Origin of the sequence: Acidocella sp., from assembly GCF_028687955.1 — a bacterium.
Taxonomy (GTDB): Bacteria; Pseudomonadota; Alphaproteobacteria; order Acetobacterales; family Acetobacteraceae; genus Acidocella.
Genome location: NZ_JAQTZC010000005.1, coordinates 20,052 through 38,825 on the forward strand (window position 1 = coordinate 20,052; position 18,774 = coordinate 38,825).

The window sequence follows — 18,774 nt, forward strand, 5'->3', positions numbered from 1 at the left end:
GATTTGTTTTTCATTGCTACAGTGTTAGGCTTAGGTATGAAAAGCATTCAAGGGCAAGCTGTTCTGGCAGGCGGGCGTCATGGCCGCGCGGCGCAGCAGCAGCGCCATGAAGGTAAGGGTGATCAGCGGATCCAGCGGGATATGCATTTGAGTGCGCAAAATCTCGGTCACCAGGGGCAGCGCGAACATCGCGGCCAGGGCGGTTTTCTCCCACGGCAGATAGGCTGTGCGCTCTACTTCGCGCAGCATGTAGAGGATGGCCAGTCCGCTCATGGTCAGGTCGTAGCTGAGCATCACGGTAAGCAGCATCGGGAAGCTGGCGGCGAACATTGCCGCCCGGACGTTGAAACTGGCCCGGCGCGTGGCGAAAATGCAATAGGCGCCAAACAGCATGCCCCCAGCCTGCACCGCCGCCGCCAGCACGCCGCCACCCCCCAGCAGGCGGACAGCCGAACCGGGTGTTACCATGAGCGCGTAGGAAAAACCGCCATGGGTGAACAGGAACTGGGCATGTGGCACGGTGACGAGAAAATAGCCAAGCCAGTTACGCCACCCGAACAAAACGGCGGAAAGCAGACAAAGTGCTGTACCTGTGAATGCGGCGCTCACCAGGGCGGCCAGATGCCGGCCAGCCAGCAGCAGCAAGATCACCGGTAGCACGAAATTTGGCTTGTAACAGAGCGCACCGAAGCAGGCGCCGGCAAGGAGCGGCCGTTTTTCCAGGTTGAGCAGGCCAAATCCCACGAGCGCGGTGGATAAAAACGCATTCTCGCCTACGGCCGCGTTCTCGGTTATGGCCAGATAGGCCAGGGCTGGCCATGCCCGCAGCCAGCCGCCCATCATCTGGCGCAGGCAGCACCACAGCAAAGCGCCGCTCAGCCCCACCCAGAGCAGATAGGCCCTGTAATATGCCAACAGTGAAAGCGGCGCGCAGAGCAGCCAATAAACCGGGGGGTAGAAAAAACTGAAATACATCACCTGGGGATCGTGGCTCAGCGCGTGTTCCATCGCCTGATGCCCGGGCGGAACATGAAAAGAGGCAATATACGCATGGGCGGGAATGCCCGGCGCATACACCAAGGCCGCATGACCCGCCGCGGCCAGCCGGCCGGCGGCATAAAAACTCAGGAACTCAGTTGAAAAATGCGGCACCGGAGGGAACAGCCAGCCCGTCCCCCGGCAGATCGCAAGTGCAAGGCCGATAAGATTGGCGATGGCGAGCAGCCGCAGATAGCCGCGCGCGCGCTCCTGGGTCAGCCAGCTGCCGCTTTGCAGACGCGGCCAGATTGTGAGGTTTTGAACTGTCATCGGGTTGTGCTACCCCGCGCGCAAGAGGATTAGAAGATGGCAGTTAGTGGGTTTCTGGCCGAGGCGAAGGCGCGCGGCTTTGTGTTCCAGTGCACCGACGAGGAGGCGCTCGACGCCGCCTGCGCCGCGGGGCCGATTGCGGGTTATGCCGGGTTCGATCTGACAGCCGAGAGCCTGCATGTCGGCCATATGATCCCCATCATGCTGCTGCGCCTGTTCCAGAAGCACGGGCACCGCCCGGTGGCGCTGATGGGCGGGGGGACGACGCGGATCGGTGACCCCTCCTTCCGCGAGGAGGCGCGCCAGCTGCTCTCCGACGAGCAGATCGCCAAAAACCTCATCGGCATCCGCGCGAACATCGAGGCGTTCATAACCTTTGGCGACGGCCCGAATGATGCCGTGCTGGTCAATAATGCCGACTGGCTGGACCGGCTGAGCTATATCGAGCTGCTGCGCGAAGTGGGCGTGCATTTCTCCATCAACCGCATGCTCTCGTTCGATTCCGTGCGCTCGCGGCTGGAGCGTGAGCAGGGGCTCACCTTCCTGGAGTTCAACTACTCCATTCTGCAAAGCTATGATTTTCGCGCGCTGAGCCGCCAATACGGCGTGGTTTTGCAGATGGGCGGCTCCGACCAATGGGGCAATATCGTCTCCGGCGTTGATCTGGTGCGCCGGACCGACCAGAAGGGTGTGTTTGGCCTCACGACCCCGCTCATCACCACGGCCTCGGGCGCGAAAATGGGCAAGTCGGCGGCGGGCGCGGTGTGGCTCTCGGCCGAAAAGCTCAGCCCGTATCATTACTGGCAGTTCTGGCGCAACACCGAGGATGCGGATGTTGGCCGCTTCCTGAAGCTGTTCACCGATCTGCCGCTGGATGAAATCGCGCGGCTGGAAGCGCTGGGCGGGGCGGAGCTGAACGGCGCCAAGGTGATTTTGGCGACCGAGGCTACCGCGCTGGCGCATGGCCGCGCGGTAGCGGTGGATGCGGCGGTAACGGCGCATAAAATCTTCAGCCAGGGCGGCGTGGCCGAAGGGTTGCCGCGCGTGGAGATCCCCGCGGCGGAGTTTGGTACCGGGCTGGCGGCGTTCACGCTGTTTGCCCGCGCGGGGCTGGCCGCCAGCAATGGCGAGGCGCGGCGGCTGATACGCGGCGGCGGCGCGCGGCTGAATGATGAGGTGGTGGCCGACGAGGCGCAGGTGATCGCACCGGCGGCCGAGATGAAGCTCTCCGCCGGCAAGAAGCACCATGTTCTGGTGAAGTTGACCTGAGCTGCTGATTTTTCCGGCATCCTGCCCCGCGGGGTGCCGGAACTGTTCATTGAAAAATCAACTTCGTCTGCGCGCGCCGGATTGAACGATTCAGGCGGCATCTCCTACATTGCCAAACTTGTTTTTGCGTGGTGAGTGGCATTTATAAGCCCAAGGAGATCGCATGTCCGTTCATGCCGCGATTACACATCGTACATCCTACAAATATGACCGCCCCGTGGCCCTGGGCCCGCAGACGATCCGCCTGCGTCCCGCCCCGCATGCGCGCACGCCGATCCTCTCATACGCCCTGAAAGTCTCGCCGCAGCCGCATTTTCTTAACTGGCAGCAGGACCCGCAAGGCAATTTCATGGCCCGGGTGGTGTTCCCCGAGCGGGTGACGAGTTTTGAGGTGGTGGTGGATTTGGTGGCCGACATGGCGACCATCAACCCGTTCGATTTTTTCCTGGAGCCGGAAGCGGAGACGTATCCGTTTAAGTACGATGAAATTCTCGCCGAGGAGCTGGCGCCGTTCCGCGTGCTGCGCAATCCGGGCAAAAAACTCCAGGCGCTCATCGGCGCGGTCCACGCCGAACATGGCAACAAAGAGCTGCGCATGGTGGACATGCTGGTGCTCATCAACCGGATGATTGCCGAGCGCATCTCCTATGTGGTGCGCATGGAGCCTGGCGTTTGGAGCCCCGAGCAGACCTTGACCAAAGCGAAAGGCTCCTGCCGGGATTCCGCCTGGCTGCTGGTGAATCTACTGCGCCACCTGGGCTTCGCGGCGCGGTTTGTTTCGGGCTATCTCATCCAGCTGACCGCCGATGTGAAGCCGGTTGATGGCGGCGCCGAGGGCCCCACCGCCGACTTCACCGATCTGCACGCCTGGGCGGAGGTGTATCTGCCGGGAGCGGGGTGGATCGGGCTGGATGCGACCTCGGGGCTGATGGCAGGCGAGGGGCATATCCCGCTGGCCGCCACACCCTCGCCAAGCTCGGCCGCGGCGATTTCGGGGCTGGTGGGCGCGTGCGAAACGGAATTTGAGTTCGACATGAAGGTGACCCGCGTGGCCGAGACGCCACGCGTGACCAAGCCTTACACCCCGCGCGTGTGGCAGGATATTCTGGCCCAAGGCCAGGCGGTGGATGCGGCATTGGCGCGCGGCGATGTGCGCCTCACCATGGGCGGCGAGCCGACATTTGTGGCTGCCTCCGATTTTGAGGCGCCGGAGTGGAATATCGATGCTTTGGGGCCAACCAAGCGCCAATTCGCCGGACGGCTGATCCGCAAGCTCACCCCGCTGTGGAGTAAGGGCGCGGCGCTCACCTATAACATGGGCAAGCATTATCCGGGCGAGCAGCTGCCACGCTGGGCGATTCATGCGCATTGGCGCGCGGATGGCGAGCCGGTGTGGAAAAACCCGGCACTGCTGGCCAGCGATGATGACAAGGACGACGCGGCGGCGGCGGATGCGGCGGCCTTTACCACCGCGCTGGCTGAGCGGTTGCAGGTGAACCCGGCGCTGGTGAACCAGGCGTATGAGGATATCCATTATTATCTGTGGCGCGAGAAGCGACTGCCCGCGAATGTGGTGGCCATGGAGTCCAGGCTGGGCGACGAGCTGGAACGCGCGCGGCTGGCGAAGGTGTTCGGCCAGGGGTTGGCGGCACCCGTGGGCAGCGTGCTGCCGCTGCGCCGGGTGGTCATGGCGGGTGAGCGCGCCTGGCAGAGCGGCAAATGGTTTTTCCGCGATGATGTGATGTTCCTGATCCCCGGTGATTCGCCCGTGGGGCTGCGCCTGCCGCTGGAGAGTCTGCCCTGGGCGGACCCGGCGCATAGGGAGGTTGAGTTCGAGACCGACCCGTTCGCCCCGCGCAAGAAATTGCCCAAACGTGACTCCATGCAGCTGACGCGCGAGGGTTATGGCGGCAGCGGCATCGAGGGGTTCCGCCCCGTGCCGCAAGATGCGCCGGTGGTGGGGCGCGAGGAGCCGGGGCTGGTGCGCACCGCGCTGGCGGTGGAGGCGCGCGATGGGATTTTGCATGTTTTTTACCCGCCGCTTTACGATGTGAGCGACTGGCTGGAGCTGACCGCCGCGGTGGAGGAAACCGCCGCCGCCATGGGCCGCAAGGTGGTGCTGGAAGGCTACCTGCCGCCCGAGGATGATCGGGTGATCAATTTTTCCGTCACACCGGACCCTGGCGTAATCGAGACGAATATTCACCCCGCCGCCAACTGGGGTGAGATCGTGGAGCGTACCGAACAGCTCTATGAGGTGGCGCGCGAAGTGGGGCTGATGACCGAAAAGTTCATGCTCGATGGCAGGCATGTCGGCACCGGGGGTGGCAACCATGTGGTGATGGGCGGCGCCACGCCCGCTGACAGCCCGTTTCTGCGTAGGCCGGATCTGCTGAAATCCATGCTGGGATTCTGGCATAACCACCCGAGCTTAAGCTTTTTGTTCAGCGGGTTGTTCATAGGGCCTTCGAGCCAGCATCCGCGCATCGACGAGGCGCGTGAAGACTCGCTGAACGAGCTGGAGATCGCGTTTCAGCAGGTGAGCAGCGCAACTTATACCCCGCCCTGGCTGGTGGACCGGCTGTTTCGCAACATTCTCGCGGATATGACCGGCAACGGCCATCGCACGGAATTTTGCATCGACAAGATGTATGCCCCCAATGGCGGCTCCGGGCGGCGCGGGCTGGTGGAATTCCGCGCCTTTGAGATGCCGCCGCACGCGCAGATGTCAGCCGCGCAGGTGTTGCTGATGCGCTCGGCCATCGCCGCATTCTGGAACAAACCTTATGAGCGGCGGCTGGTTCGCTGGGGCACGCGGCTGCATGATGAATTTCTGCTGCCGCATTACGCCGAGGCCGATTTCAAGGATGCGCTGGCCGAGCTTGAGGCTTTAGGGTTCGGGCTGGACCCGCAATGGTTTGCGCCGCATCTGGAATTCCGTTTCCCGCAGGTGGGCGAGATCGCGCTGCGTGACATGCGCGTGGAGCTGCGCCACGCGCTGGAGCCGTGGCATGTTCTGGGCGAGGAACAAACCTCCGGTGGCACCGCGCGCTATGTTGATAGCTCCGCCGAGCGGTTGCAGGCGAAGGTCTCCGGCTGGGTGGATGAGCGTTACGCCCTGGCCTGCAACGGTGCCGCGCTGCCGTTGCAAAAAACCGAAGTGCCGGGTGAATATGTGGCCGGTGTGCGCTTCAAGGCCTGGCAGCCTTATTCGGCGCTGCACCCCACCATCCCGGCGCAGGTGCCGCTGGTGTTTGATGTGTACGATAAATGGTCCGGCCGCAGCATTGGCGGCATGAGCCATCATGTCGCGCATCCGGGCGGGCGGGCCTATGATGATTTCCCCGTGAACGCGAATGCGGCGGAAGCACGGCGGCGCTCGCGCTTCTTCCCCTTTGGCCATACGCCAGGGCCGATGCTCGCGCCGCGCGAGGTGCGCGCGGTTGAGTATCCGCGCACGCTGGATCTGCGCCGCAATGCTTAAAAACCTGATCCGCCGACTCCAGCGCTACGTCTTTGCCGAATTGTTCAACGAGCTGGCGGCAATCAGGCTGGAGCTGGCGCGGCGCAACGAGGTGCTGGAAGGCGCGCTGCTGGCGATTGCGCTGGAAAACGAGCGTCAGGAGGTTTCTAAAATCTCCAGCAGCGAGGCGGCATAACGCGCCATGGCGTGCGCCGCGCAGTAGGCGTGGCGTTCGGCTTCGGTGTCATCATGCGCGCTCAGCCGCTCAATGAGCGCGGCGGCGATTTCAGTTGGGTCGAGCATGTCTGAAACGGTTTTGATGTAGCTGGGCGCTGCGATGTTGTCCGCAAGGTCATGGCTGGCCACGCTGGGCAGCCCAGCGGCTATGCAATCCTGCAAGGCGCCGGAGATATTGCCGGGCAGCCCCTCGCGCAGTTGCAACGCGCAATCAGCGGCCAGCAGATAGTCGCGGTAATCGCGTTCGGGCACAAAGCTTTGGCCGAACGCCACCCGGCCGCGAAGCCCCAGTTTTGCGGCCAATGTCTCGAATGCCGGGGTGTCGGGCGTGGGTTCGCCCACAAAAACCAGCCGCGCGCCGGGCAGCAGCGCCAGGGCATGCAGCGCGGCGGGGATGGCCTTGTTGCGGCTGATGAAGCCGAAGCTGACAATGAGCGTCTGCCCTGGCGCAATCCCCAGCGCCGCGCGCGCCTGCGCCCGGGCTGCCGCCGTGCGCGGGGCAAATTCGCGCTGGAGGGCGAAGGGCAGATGTTTTGCCGCCACGCCAAAGCGCGCCGCCACCTCAGCCACCGGCTGCGGGCTGTGAAAGATGAGCGGCCGCGCGGCGCGTGCGAGTTCACCCAGAAAGCAGGCTTCGCGCTGGCGTTCATCCCTGGCCCAGGCGATAATCTCGCGCGGCGCCACGTTGCGCCCCAGCTCCCGGCTGGCTTGGGCAGCGGCGGGTTTGGGGCCGTTGCGGGTCGCAAGGCCCAGCAGGCGCGAGTCGTGGCAGAGCACGGCGCTGCCCCATTTCACCGCCAGATCATAAATTTCACCATGCAGCGGCGCATTGCCGAGCACGCTGAGCACACGGTCATATCGCGGCGAGGTGTGAGCAATCGCGCAAGCCTGGGTGGTGGGGACGAGCGTGACATCGGCCAGCGGCACCAGCGCGCGCGCCGTGGCGGCGGCGTAACGGGCGATGCCGGATTTTTCCGGGGGCAGGGGGGTGAGCATGGCGATGCGGGGTTTTCCGCGCCGCAAAATGGCCGGCGCTTGCGGCGTCAACACCTGCCAGAGCCTGGCGGCGATGGCCTTGCCGCTGAAAGGGCGCCAGATGTCCGCCTGCGCGGAAATAATTACCGCCCGCCGCCCCGCATTATGTGCCAGCGTTTCCAGAATCCCAGTCAGCCCCGCTGCATCCTCCGGCGCGAAACGCTCCCCCGCCGCAACACCCAAGGCGCGGTGGGCCGCGATGTCCGAGGCGATGGAGGGCACACCCGCAGCGGCAGCCTCGATGACGGGCAGAGAAAACCCTTCCGCCCGTGAGGGGGTGACGACGCAGAGCGCCCGCGCATAGAGCGCGCGCATCTGCGCCTCGCTCACCCGGCCGGGAAGTTCTACCCGCGTGATGGCGCGCAGGCGCGCTGCCGTCTCCGCCCGGCAACTGCCACTGATCACCAGGGGAATACGGCGTAATATCGCGCTGGCGGCATGGGCGCGGGCCAGCACCTCGGGGTTTTTGCGGGCATCGTCCCCGCCGACCATGAGGATATGGCGCGGCGGCAGCGGCGTAATGCCCTCCGCCCAGGGCGGCAATGCCACGCCGGTTATCTGCGCGCGCACCGGGCCATAGAGGCCACGCAGGCGCTCAGCGGTGGCCTCCGAATTCGGAAAAAACACATCATAGCGCTCCAGCCATGCCATCGCGGCGAAATAGTCCAGCCGGTTGAGCGGGTGGGTGAGGTAGTTCTCCTGGTCGTCATAGGGGATGAAATCATGCACGCACACCGCCTTGGTGATGCCCGGGGCGTGCAGCAGGCGCGCCAGAAAATGCTGGTCAGGGCTCATCGGCGAGGGGTTGAGCAACACCGCCCCCGGCGATAGGCCCGGCAGGTAGGCATGGGGTGAGAGCGCCGCCGCCTGCGCGGCCATATCAGCGGGCAGCGGCGGCAGCGCGGGGTCGTACAGGCCGATGAACGGCTCCGGCGCATGGGCGATGAGGTTGCGCGCATGGTTGCCGATGCCGCGTTCGCTATAGTTGCGGTCTTGCAAGCAGCGCATGTCGATAATGAGGCGGGGCGGCATTGGCGTTGCGGGCTTTCCGGTTATAGAGCGGAGATTATGGCAATTTATCCCAAACGCATAACCGGCCTGCGCCTGAACCTGAACCATGACGAAACGCAGCTGCGCGCCGCGGTTTGCGCGGCTTTCGGCGTGGCCGATGCGCAGCTGCTGGGTATGCAGGTGTTCCGCCGCGCCTTCGATGCACGCAAAAAGAGCGGCATCACGCTGGTCTACACCATCGATGCCGAGCTGTCCGTGCCCGTGGCTTACGGCGAGCCGGTGCCCGATGTTGCGTATAAATTTGTCACCCAGGCTAAGGCGCCGCCCGCCCGGCGCCCCGTGGTCATCGGCACCGGGCCGTGCGGCATTTTCGCGGCGCTGGTGCTGGCGCAGATGGGCTTCGCGCCCATCATTCTGGAGCGTGGCAAGGTGGTGCGCCAGCGCACGAAGGACACCTGGGGCCTGTGGCGGCGCGGCGTGCTCAACCCGGAATCCAACGTGCAGTTCGGCGAGGGCGGGGCGGGCACGTTCTCGGATGGCAAGCTCTATTCGCAGATCAAGGACCCGCGCCATCTTGGCCGCAAGGTGCTCACCGAGTTCGTGAAGGCCGGCGCGCCGGAAGAGATTCTCTATGTCGCCAAACCGCATATCGGCACCTTCCGCCTGGTCGGCATGGTTGAGACGATGCGGGCGGGCATCGAGGCGCTGGGCGGTGAATACCGCTTTGGCTGCAAGGTGACTGATATCGAGATCACCGAAGGGCAGGTGCGTGCGGTGGTGCTGGAATCGGGCGAGCGGATCGAGACCGGCCATGTCGTGCTGGCGGTGGGCCATTCCGCGCGTGATACCTTCGCGATGCTGCACCAGCGCGGCGTGTTCATGGAAGCGAAGCCGTTTTCGGTCGGGTTTCGCATTGAGCATCCGCAATCGATGATCGACCAGCACCGCTTTGGCGCCTTCGCGGGCAACCCGATTCTGGGCGCGGCGGATTACAAGCTGGTACATCACGCGGGCAACGGCCGCTCGGTTTATAGCTTCTGCATGTGCCCCGGCGGCACGGTGGTGGCCGCCACCTCCGAGCCAGGGCGCGTGGTGACCAACGGCATGAGCCAGTATTCACGCAACGAGCGCAACGCCAATGCGGGCATCGTGGTCGGCATCACCCCGGCTGACTACCCCGGCGATGTGCTGGCCGGTGTGGAATTTCAGCGCCGCTGGGAGTCGGCCGCCTATGCCGCGGGCGGCGGCACTTACGCGGCGCCGGGACAGCTGGTGGGGGATTTCATCGCCGGGCGGGCTTCAACGGCGTTTGGCGAGGTGTTGCCCTCCTACAAACCGGGCGTTCACCTCACGGACCTCGCCCCCACCCTGCCTGATTACGCCATCGCCGCCATCCGCGAGGCGCTGCCAGCGTTTGAGAAACAGATACGCGGGTTTTCCCGGCCCGATGCGGTGCTGACCGGGGTGGAAACCCGCACCTCCTCGCCAGTGCGCATCACCCGCGGGCAGGATTTCTGCTCGCTCAGCACGCGCGGACTCTATCCAGCGGGCGAGGGGGCAGGCTATGCGGGGGGCATTCTCTCCGCCGGTGTGGATGGCATCAAGGTCGCCGAGGCGGTCGGGCTGAGCCTGACGGGCGGATGAAACATATTTCCTATCGGCAAACCATGGTATAGAGGGGATATAATTGCCCGTCACGCCACAGGAGCAGGAAAATGCTGTCGCAAAAATGCAAATATGCGTTGCAGGCGCTGTTGGTGTTGGCGCGCGGGAACAGCGATGAGCTGCTGTTGGTGAGCGACATTGCCGAGCGTGAAAATCTGCCGAAAAAATTTCTGGAGGCGATTCTGCTAGAGCTCAACCGCAATGGCCTGGTACGCAGCCGCCGCGGCCGTGGCGGCGGCTACGCCCTGGCCAAACCGGCTGATCTGATCACCTTTGGCCAGGTCGTGCGGATCATGGACGGGCCTTTGGCCCTACTCTCCTGCGTCAGCGTGAATTATTACCGTAAATGCGACGACTGCCGCGACGAGCAGACCTGCGAAATCCGCCGGGTCATGCGCCGGGTGCGCGATGCCGTGGCGCATGAGCTGGATGGCACCTCGCTGGCGCAGGCGCTGGCCGAAGGCAAGGCCCGCACTGTGCTGGAGGGTTGAGCAAGCCCGCCGCTCAGGCGGCTTTGGCGAGTTTCACTGAAAGCGGCACATGGTCCGAGGGCTGCGGCTTGGCACGTTCATCCTTATGGATGATCACATCCGTCAGCCGTTCCGCCAGACGCGGCGAGAGCAGCTGAAAATCAATCCGCAGCCCGGCGTTGCGGTCCCACGCGCTGGCCTGATAATCCCAGAAGGTATAGAGGGTCTCGCTCGGGTAGAGCGCGCGGGTGGCGTCGGTCAGCCCGGTCCAAATCAGCGCGTTGAAGGCTGCGCGCGTCTCCGGGCGGAGCAGCGCATCGCCCGCCGGCAGGGCGCGGGGGGCGAAATCAGCATCGGTTGGGCAGACGTTATAATCCCCGGCCAGGACAAAGTCGGTATCCGCGTCCATGAGGCTCTCTGAATGCGCGCGCAGCGCCTCCATCCAGGCCAGCTTGTAGGCATAGCCTTCATCCCCGCCGGAATTGCCATTGGGCAGGTAGAGATTGCCAACCGTAATGCCTTGGGTGCGTACCTCGATGAAACGCGCATGCGTGTCGGACTCCGGCATGCCCGGCAGCCTGGGGTGCAAAACCTCGACCGGGACGCGGTGCAGCACAGCGACACCGTTATAGGATTTCTGGCCGACGACCACGGCATCATAGCCTAGGTTTTTAAAGGCCATGCGCGGAAACTGATGCTCCTCGCATTTGATCTCCTGGAGCAGCAACAGGTCCGGCTGCTCGCGCGCCAGAAAATCCGCCACATGCGACTCGCGCGTGCGCACCGAGTTCACGTTCCAGGTGGTGATCTTAATCAACTGAAAACGACGTGCCGCAGCCGCAGGAGGATTTGGCGATCGGGTTTTTCACCGCAAAATGCGCGCCCATCAGGGAGTCCTTGAACTCCAACTCCGCCCCAGCGAGCAATTCCAAGCTGCTGGGGTCGACGAACACGGTCGCGCCCTGCGCCTGGATCACCAGATCGTCAGGATGCTGCTCGGCCGTTAGGTCGAACTTATACTGAAAGCCCGAGCAGCCGCCGGCCACCACTTCCACGCGCAGGGCTTTTTGCGCTGGTTCGCTTTGCAGAATTTCCGCCACTCGCGCGGCGGCGGCCGGAGAAAGCCGGAAAGTTTCAAGTGTTTCGCTCATGCCTGCTTATATAGTGCGTCCGGGCCTTGGAGGTAAGGGTGGGGATGGGTTAAGGCTGAACGTATGATGTTAGCCCCTTATGCGGTGCAGGCGGCGCGCTCGCGCGGTCGGCAATTCGCTGAAATCCACTCCGATGATCGCAGCCCCTACCAGCGCGACCGCGACCGCGTGGTCCACTGCTCAGCCTTCCGCAAGCTGCAATACAAAACCCAGGTGTTCGTCACCCGCGAGGGCGATTTCTACCGCACCCGGCTGACCCACAGCCTGGAGGTGGCGCAGATCGCGCGCAGCATCGCGCGCAAGCTGGGGCTGGATGAAGACCTGACCGAGTGCCTCGCCCTGGCGCATGATCTGGGGCATCCGCCCTTCGGCCATGCGGGCGAACGCGGGCTGAACGAGGCGCTGGAAGCCTTCGGCGGGTTTGACCATAACGCGCAGAGCCTGCGTGTCGTCACCCTGCTGGAGCATCGCTACGCCGCGTTTGACGGGCTGAATTTGAGCTGGGAGACCCTGGAGGGCCTGGCCAAGCACAACGGCCCGCTGCGCAGCCCCCCGGCCTATATCGCCTCGTTTGACGTGAAATACCCGCTCGACCTGTTGCGCCAGACCTCCGCCGAGGCGCAGGTGGCGGCCTTCGCCGATGACATCGCCTACAACACGCATGACATGGACGACGGCCTGCGCGCCGGGCTGTTCGGCTTTGCCGATATTGCCCATCTGCCGCTGATCGGGGGCGCCTTGCGCGAATCCCAGGCGCTGACAAACGAGACCAACCGCGTGCGCCATGAGCTGAGCCGGCGCATGATCAACGCCCTGGTGCACGATGTGCTGCGCGAAAGTGCCGCCCGGCTGGCGGCGCTGGCCCCGGTGGATGCCGACGCGATCCGCGATGCCGCAACCCCGGTGATCGGCTTTTCCCCCGCCCTGGCGGCGGCGCACCGCGAAATCAAGGCATTCCTGTTCGAGCGGATGTACCGGCACTGGCGCGTCAACCGTATGACCCACAAAGCCCGGGTGGTGACCACGGAGCTGGGCAGGCTGCTGCTGGAGCGCCCGTATCTGCTGCCTGACGACTGGCGGGTGCGCGCGGGCGAGCCGGGCAGCGCGCAGGCCGCCACCGTGGTGCGCGACTATGTGGCGGGCATGACCGACCGCTACGCATTGGACGAATACGCAAGATTGACCAACCCGGCAGTGCCGGCCTGAAAGAGTGATGATGACCGAGAACATGTTCGCCCAGGCCCGCGCCTGGGTTCTGGAAGACCTTGCGGCTCTGCTGCCAGGCTTGCCCGGAGAGATTTTAGCCCGCATCGAGGTGACGCCGACCAAGGACGCCGCCCATGGCGACATGGCGAGCAACGCGGCGATGGTGGCAGCCAAACCGGCGGGCAAAAACCCGCGCGAGATCGCCGCCGCCCTGGCTTCCAGCCTGGGCATGCGCCCCGGCATCGCCAAGGCGGAGCCGGCCGGGCCGGGGTTTCTCAACCTCACGCTGGAGCCCGCTTTGCTGCTAGCGCAGGTGCCGGTGATCCTGGCGGCGGGCGAGGGGTACGGCCAAGGTGCGGGGCGCGGGCGCGTCAACGTGGAATATGTCTCCGCCAACCCCACCGGGCCGCTGCATGTCGGCCATTGCCGCGGCGCTGTGGTGGGCGATGCGCTGGCGAACCTGCTGGCCAAGGCGGGGTATGCGGTCACCAAGGAATTCTACGTCAACGACGCGGGGGCGCAGGTCATCGCGCTCGGCCGTTCGGTCTATGTCCGCTATCTGGAGGCGTTGGGCCTCTCGCCGCAGGCCTATATCGATACCGTTTCCGGCGGCATGCAATATGGCGGCGCGTATCTCATTCCCATCGGCGCCGCGCTGGCGGAAAAATATGGCGATGAGTTCGCCGAAACGCCGGAAGCCCATTGGCTGGATATTTTCCGGGACTTCGCCGTGGCGGAGATGCTGAAGCTGGTGCGCGAGGATCTGGCGGCGCTGGGCGTGGTGCATGATGTGTTCTCCTCCGAGCGCGCAATGGTGGAAGCTGGCGGCGTGGAGCGTGCTTTGCGCCAGTTGCAGGATCGCGGGCTGATCTATGAGGGCGTGCTGGAGCCGCCCAAGGGCAAAACGCCGGAGGACTGGGAGCCGCGCGAGCAGACGCTCTTCCGCTCCACTGAATTTGGCGACGACGTTGACCGTCCGGTGATGAAATCTGACGGCAGCAACACCTATTTCGCCAATGATGTCGCCTACCACGCGGACAAGATGGCGCGCGGCTTCAGCGCGATGATCGACGTGTGGGGCGCCGACCACGGCGGCTATGTGCGGCGCATGCAGGCGGCGGTGAAAGCCCTGGCGGGCGATACCCCGGCCCGGCTGGATGTGCTGCTGTGCCAGATCGTGCGCGTGATGAAGGACGGCGCCCCGGTGCGCATGAGCAAGCGGGCGGGGACCTTCGTGGAACTGCGCGACCTGATCGACGAGGTCGGCCCGGACGCGGTGCGCTTCATCATGCTCATGCGCAAATCCGACGCGCAGATGGATTTCGACCTCAACGCCGCGGTGGCGCAGACGCGCGATAATCCGGTGTTCTACGTGCAATACGCCCATGCGCGCTGCCGTTCGGTGCTTCGCGCGGCGGGAGCCGTGGATGCGCGGGCTGAGCTGTCATCGCTCACCGCCCCGGAAGAACTGGCTCTGATCCGCCGGCTCATCAGCTGGCCGCGCATGGTCGAGCAGGCGGCGGAAGCCCGTGAGCCGCACCGGATTGCGTTTTATCTGTATGAATTGGCGGGAGATTTCCATGCGTTGTGGAACGCCGGGCGCGACAATGCCGCCCTGCGCTTCATCCAGGCTGAATCCCCCGTGGAAACGGCGGCGCGGATTGCCCTTGTCGCGGCCACGGCCACCGTGCTGCGCTCAGGGTTAGCGGTGCTAGGTGTCACCCCGGTTGAGGAGATGAGATAGGCTTGAGCGATCCCGGCGACGACGAATTCATCTACCAGACCCACCGGCCCGGGCAGCCGATGGACCAGGCCGTCCGCAAGATGGTGCTGGGCGCGGGCGGTGTTTCCGTATTGCTGATTCTGGTGGCGCTGCTGTGGGGCGGTGTGCGCGCCACGGGTTTTGGCCCGCCGCCTGTCATCGGCCCGCCGCCGGGGCCGCTGCGGGTCGCGCCGCTTGATCCTGGCGGCCTCACAGTGCCGGGGGCCGACCAGCAGATCATGTCTGGCGATGCCTCCGGCGCGCCGCCGCAGTTGGCGCCCGCCACCCCGCCACCCGATGTCGCGCAGCTGGACCAAGCCGCAGGCATCAACCAGCCGCCGCCATCACCCGCGCCAACGCCCGCATCACCGCCCGCATCAACGCCTTCTGTGCCAACACCCACGGCAACGCCCGCATCAACGCCCGCGCCAGCCGGTCCCGCGCAGGTGCAACTCGCCGCCACGGCTGATGAAGCAGGCGCGCAAAGCGTATGGGATGGGCTGAAGCGCAAAATGCCTGATGTTCTGGCCGGTAAATCGCCTGTCATTCTTCCCGCCGTGGTCAACGGCAAGAGCGTTTGGCGCCTGCGGGTGGACGGGTTTTCCACCCCCGCAGCGGCGCAGGCATTTTGCACCGCCGTGGCGGCAAAAGGGGCGGCCTGCACCGTCGCGCCGTTTTGAAGCCGGCGATCCTCGGCATTTCGGGCTTGCATCTCCTGCCCGGCGAACGGGTGCTGTTGCGCGCGCATCGCCCCCGGGGGGTCATCCTGTTCAGCCGCAACATTCAAGACACGCATCAGCTCTCGGAACTTACGGGGCAATTGCGTGAAGCACTGCCGCCCGGCGCGGTCCTGATGGTTGACCAGGAGGGCGGCCGCGTCGCCCGGCTGCGCCCGCCGCACTGGCCAGCGCTGTCCGCCGCCGGGACGCTGAAAACTCCCGAGGCTGCTTACACCCACGGTCTCGCGCTTGGCCAAATGGTGCGCGCCGCCGGTTTTGATGTTGCCGCCGCCCCGGTGCTGGACCTTCGCCACCCCGGCGCCAGCGATATCATCGGCGACCGCGCCCTCTCGCACGACCCGCAGGTGGTGGCGCAACTGGGTGCGGAAATGGCGCGCGGCATTATCGCCGCGGGGATCATCCCGGTGATGAAGCACATACCCGGCCACGGCCGCGCGCTGGTGGACAGCCATCTCGCCCTGCCGCGCGTGGAGGCGGCCGATCTGAGCGCCGATTTTTATCCTTTCGCGCGGAATAACAACCTGCCCTGGGCGATGACGGCGCATGTCATCTACGAACATCTCGACCCGCAAAACCCGGCCACGATCTCCCCCACGGTGATCCGTGATATCATCCGCGGGGAAATCGGTTTCTCCGGCACGCTGGTGAGCGACGATCTGGCGATGCACGCGCTCTCCGGCAGCCCGGCTGAGCGTGCGCTGGCGGCGCTGGCGGCGGGGTGCGATATCGCGCTCTACTGCCCCGGGGACATGGCGGGAAACACCCAAATTCTGGAAGCTCTGGGCGCATGAGCACCGGCACTCTGGAGGTCATCCTCGCGCTGGTCATTTCCGTAGTGCTGCATGAGCTGGCGCATGGCGCGGTGGCGCGGCTGCTGGGCGACACCACGGCCGAGCGGGCAGGGCGGCTCACGCTCAACCCGCTGAAACATATCGACCCGTTCGGCAGCATCCTCTTCCCGCTGATTCTGGCGGTGGGCCAGCTCACCACCATCGGCCATGTCGCCTTCATGTATGGCTGGGCGAGGCCCGTGCCGGTCAACCCCATGGAGTTGCGGCTGAACGGCGCGCGCCATCCGCGCCAGTTGATGGCGGTGGTGGCCGCCGCCGGCCCCCTCATGAACTTCGCCCTGGCGGTGCTCGGCGGCTTTTTGCTCAACGCCGGGCACAGCGTTGATTTTCTGGTTTATTTTATTGAAATCAACCTTGTTCTCGGCCTTTTTAACCTGTTTCCCATGCCGCCGATGGATGGCGGGCGCATTGCCGTCGGCGTGCTGCCGCTGCCCGCCGCGCGCTGGCTGGCGGGGTTTGAGAGGCAGGGTATCATACTGGTTTTGCTGGTCATATTCATCCTGCCCCTGGTGCTGGCGCAGTTCGGCCTGCGGTTTGACCCGTTTCAGGAAGCCATGGGCCGCATCCTACCCTGGGCGGAACAGATTATCCTGCAAATAACGGGGCATGGCAGTGGAAACTGAGTCGCTTGTTCTGCAGCTTGAGGGTTTTGAAGGCCCGCTGGATTTGCTGCTGGAGCTGGCGCGCGCGCAAAAGGTAGATCTGGCGAAAATCTCCATCCTGGCGCTGGTCGAGCAATTTCTCGCCGTGATCGAGGGCGCGCGGAAAATCCGCCTGGAGCTGGCGGCTGATTGGCTGGTAATGGCCGCCTGGCTCACCTGGCTGAAGTCGCGCCTGCTGGTCCCGGCCCTGGGTGAGCCGGAGGACGCGGAGAACGCGGCCGAGACGCTGGCGAGCCGCCTGCGTGATCTCCAGGCCGTGCGCGCCGCCGCCGCTTGGATGGGCCAGCGCCCGCAGCTCGGGTGGGATTTCTTCCATCGCGGCACGCCCGAGGAATTCACCGAGACTGACCGTTCAGGCCTGCGCCTGGAGCTGAGCGGGCTGCTCAGCGCCTATCTTGCCGCGCGCCGCCGCGCTGGGGCAAAATTGCAGTACAAACCCCGGCCGATGGTGTATTTCTCGGTGCAGAACGCGCTGGAGCGCCTGGCCCGGCTGGTCGGCTCGCTGCCGGACTGGTCGAGCCTGGAACAATTTCTGCCCGAAGGGCTGGAGGACGGCATTCCCCGCCGCGCCGCCATCTCCGCGACACTGATCGCAGGGTTGGAAATGGCCAAGGGCGGCAGTTTGCAATTGCGTCAGGACCAAATTTTTGGCCCAATTCTGTTGCGTAATACGGGCGAGAGTGAGGCCGTTGATGATTGAGACAGACCAAAACCAGGCGTTGCGTCTGGCCGAGGCGGTGGTGTTCGCCGCCACCCAGCCGGTGACCCCCCGTGTTCTGGCAAACCTGCTGCCCGAGGATGCGGATGTGGACGCGGTGATGGCCGCGCTGGCCGCGCTTTATGCGCCGCGCGGGGTTAATCTGGTGCAGGTGGCGGGGGGCTGGCTGTTCCGCACCGCGCCGGACATCGCGCCAGCCTTGCGCAAGGTGGTGGAGCTGCCGCGCCGGCTGCCGCGTGTGGCGATGGAGACGCTGGCCATCGTCGCCTACCACCAGCCCGTTACCCGCACCGAAATCGAGGAGATCCGCGGCGCCTCGCTCTCCCAGACCACGCTGGACCTGTTGCTGGAGAACGGCTTGGTCACGCCCAAGGGGCGGCGCGAGACCCCAGGCCGGCCCACGCTCTGGGGCACCACGCCCGCCTTTCTGGCGCAATTCGGCCTCAACAGTCTGCGCGATCTGCCCCGGCGCGAGGAATTGCTCATCGACCCCTCCGGCCCGTCCACCGCGGCGGCGGAGGCTGGAGCCGGCGCATGATCCTGAAGCTGACCCGCGAATCCCTGTTGGACGGCACTTTGCGGGCCTACCAGGAGTCGCAGGCGTTGATCTGCCCGAACGATACTCCTCAGCGTACCGACGCCGAAATGGCCGCGCTGCTCGACGCCAGCCTCGCCCGGCACGACCCTGGCCAGGATTTGTGGGTGTTCGGCTATGGCTCGCTCATCTGGAACCCGGCGTTCGAGTATGCCGAGGCCCGCCCGGCGCATCTGCACGGCTGGCATCGGCGATTCTGCCTCAAAATGTTCATGGGCCGCGGCACGCGCGAGACTCCGGGGCTGGTCCTGGCGCTGGACCACGGCGGCGCCTGCCGGGGGCTGGCGTTTCGCATCAAAGCCCCCGTGGTGCGCCAGGAGCTGGAAATTTTATGGCAGCGCGAGATGTTCGGCGGCGCCTATCATGCGCGCTGGGTGATGCTGCGGGCCGGGGAAGCGCGCTTTCCCGCGCTTACTTTCGTCGTCAACGCCGCCCATCCGCGCTACATAAAAGAGCTGAGCGTGGCGCAAACGGCGGCGATGATCGCCGCCGCGAAGGGCGATCTGGGCACCTGCCGGGAGTATCTGGAGAACACCATGGCGCATCTGCACGCGCTCGGGCTGGGTGATGCCGGGCTGGCCCGCGTCGCCGCAGCTTTGCCCAACCCTTAAGGCTCTGCTAGCAAGCGAAT

Annotated in this window: 17 protein-coding genes; 13 read left to right on the forward strand and 4 right to left on the reverse strand. The window is 65.1% G+C overall.

Features of this window, described 5'->3' with window-relative positions; all coding sequences use genetic code 11:
- Positions 1 to 30: 30 nt before the first annotated feature.
- Positions 31 to 1,308 carry a glycosyltransferase family 87 protein gene (locus PHE40_RS01245; protein ID WP_299956860.1) on the reverse strand — a complete coding sequence of 426 codons (1,278 nt, stop codon included), beginning with the start codon at positions 1,306 to 1,308 and terminating at the stop codon, positions 31 to 33.
- Positions 1,309 to 1,344: 36 nt separating this feature from the next.
- Here PHE40_RS01245 and tyrS point away from each other — a divergent pair, with 36 nt between their 5' ends.
- From tyrS to PHE40_RS01260, 3 genes are all read left to right on the forward strand, one after another.
- Positions 1,345 to 2,577 (forward strand): tyrosine--tRNA ligase, encoded by a 1,233-nt coding sequence (tyrS, locus tag PHE40_RS01250; RefSeq protein ID WP_299956863.1) that lies wholly within the window; start codon positions 1,345 to 1,347, stop codon positions 2,575 to 2,577.
- Positions 2,578 to 2,740: 163 nt separating this feature from the next.
- Positions 2,741 to 6,061 (forward strand): DUF2126 domain-containing protein, encoded by a 3,321-nt coding sequence (locus PHE40_RS01255; RefSeq protein WP_299956866.1) that lies wholly within the window; start codon positions 2,741 to 2,743, stop codon positions 6,059 to 6,061.
- Positions 6,054 to 6,236 (forward strand): hypothetical protein, encoded by a 183-nt coding sequence (locus PHE40_RS01260; RefSeq protein ID WP_299956869.1) that lies wholly within the window; start codon positions 6,054 to 6,056, stop codon positions 6,234 to 6,236. Before PHE40_RS01255 ends, PHE40_RS01260 begins: the two co-directional genes overlap by 8 nt.
- On the opposite strand, the gene PHE40_RS01265 is transcribed toward PHE40_RS01260, so the two are convergent.
- On the reverse strand, positions 6,197 to 8,344 hold the full coding sequence (locus PHE40_RS01265; RefSeq protein WP_299956871.1) for a glycosyltransferase: 2,148 nt from the start codon (positions 8,342 to 8,344) through the stop codon (positions 6,197 to 6,199). The genes PHE40_RS01260 and PHE40_RS01265 overlap by 40 nt on opposite strands.
- A 36-nt stretch (positions 8,345 to 8,380) precedes the next feature.
- On the opposite strand from PHE40_RS01265, the gene PHE40_RS01270 reads away from it, so the two are divergent.
- The gene (locus PHE40_RS01270; RefSeq protein ID WP_299956874.1) at positions 8,381 to 9,967 is read left to right on the forward strand and encodes an NAD(P)/FAD-dependent oxidoreductase; all 1,587 of its coding nucleotides are present in this window, start codon (positions 8,381 to 8,383) and stop codon (positions 9,965 to 9,967) included.
- A 71-nt stretch (positions 9,968 to 10,038) separates the two neighbouring features.
- Positions 10,039 to 10,479 carry an Rrf2 family transcriptional regulator gene (locus PHE40_RS01275; protein ID WP_299956877.1) on the forward strand — a complete coding sequence of 147 codons (441 nt, stop codon included), beginning with the start codon at positions 10,039 to 10,041 and terminating at the stop codon, positions 10,477 to 10,479.
- Positions 10,480 to 10,492: 13 nt separating this feature from the next.
- Here PHE40_RS01275 and PHE40_RS01280 read toward each other — a convergent pair whose 3' ends face one another.
- Both PHE40_RS01280 and PHE40_RS01285 read right to left on the reverse strand, forming a co-directional pair.
- Positions 10,493 to 11,272 (reverse strand): exodeoxyribonuclease III, encoded by a 780-nt coding sequence (locus PHE40_RS01280; RefSeq protein ID WP_299956926.1) that lies wholly within the window; start codon positions 11,270 to 11,272, stop codon positions 10,493 to 10,495.
- Positions 11,268 to 11,609, reverse strand: coding sequence for an iron-sulfur cluster assembly accessory protein (locus PHE40_RS01285; protein ID WP_299956878.1), 342 nt, complete (start codon positions 11,607 to 11,609; stop codon positions 11,268 to 11,270). The genes PHE40_RS01280 and PHE40_RS01285 overlap by 5 nt, the downstream gene beginning before the upstream one ends.
- Positions 11,610 to 11,672: 63 nt before the next feature.
- On the opposite strand from PHE40_RS01285, the gene PHE40_RS01290 reads away from it, so the two are divergent.
- From PHE40_RS01290 to PHE40_RS01325, 8 genes are read left to right on the forward strand one after another with little or no spacing between them, the layout of a single operon-like run.
- Positions 11,673 to 12,815, forward strand: coding sequence for a deoxyguanosinetriphosphate triphosphohydrolase (locus tag PHE40_RS01290; protein ID WP_299956880.1), 1,143 nt, complete (start codon positions 11,673 to 11,675; stop codon positions 12,813 to 12,815).
- Positions 12,816 to 12,825: 10 nt separating this feature from the next.
- Positions 12,826 to 14,559, forward strand: coding sequence for an arginine--tRNA ligase (gene argS / locus PHE40_RS01295; protein ID WP_299956928.1), 1,734 nt, complete (start codon positions 12,826 to 12,828; stop codon positions 14,557 to 14,559).
- Between the two features lie 2 nt (positions 14,560 to 14,561).
- Positions 14,562 to 15,257 carry an SPOR domain-containing protein gene (locus PHE40_RS01300; RefSeq protein ID WP_299956882.1) on the forward strand — a complete coding sequence of 232 codons (696 nt, stop codon included), beginning with the start codon at positions 14,562 to 14,564 and terminating at the stop codon, positions 15,255 to 15,257.
- The gene (nagZ, locus tag PHE40_RS01305; protein ID WP_299956885.1) at positions 15,254 to 16,108 is read left to right on the forward strand and encodes a beta-N-acetylhexosaminidase; all 855 of its coding nucleotides are present in this window, start codon (positions 15,254 to 15,256) and stop codon (positions 16,106 to 16,108) included. Before PHE40_RS01300 ends, nagZ begins: the two co-directional genes overlap by 4 nt.
- Positions 16,105 to 16,791 (forward strand): site-2 protease family protein, encoded by a 687-nt coding sequence (locus tag PHE40_RS01310; protein ID WP_299956888.1) that lies wholly within the window; start codon positions 16,105 to 16,107, stop codon positions 16,789 to 16,791. The genes nagZ and PHE40_RS01310 overlap by 4 nt, the downstream gene beginning before the upstream one ends.
- Positions 16,775 to 17,530 carry a ScpA family protein gene (locus PHE40_RS01315; RefSeq protein ID WP_299956891.1) on the forward strand — a complete coding sequence of 252 codons (756 nt, stop codon included), beginning with the start codon at positions 16,775 to 16,777 and terminating at the stop codon, positions 17,528 to 17,530. The genes PHE40_RS01310 and PHE40_RS01315 overlap by 17 nt, the downstream gene beginning before the upstream one ends.
- Positions 17,523 to 18,086, forward strand: coding sequence for an SMC-Scp complex subunit ScpB (gene scpB / locus PHE40_RS01320; protein WP_299956894.1), 564 nt, complete (start codon positions 17,523 to 17,525; stop codon positions 18,084 to 18,086). The genes PHE40_RS01315 and scpB overlap by 8 nt, the downstream gene beginning before the upstream one ends.
- Positions 18,083 to 18,754: a gamma-glutamylcyclotransferase gene (locus tag PHE40_RS01325; RefSeq protein ID WP_299956896.1), complete on the forward strand. Its 672-nt coding sequence runs from the start codon at positions 18,083 to 18,085 to the stop codon at positions 18,752 to 18,754. The genes scpB and PHE40_RS01325 overlap by 4 nt, the downstream gene beginning before the upstream one ends.
- The last annotated feature ends 20 nt before the right edge of the window (positions 18,755 to 18,774 follow it).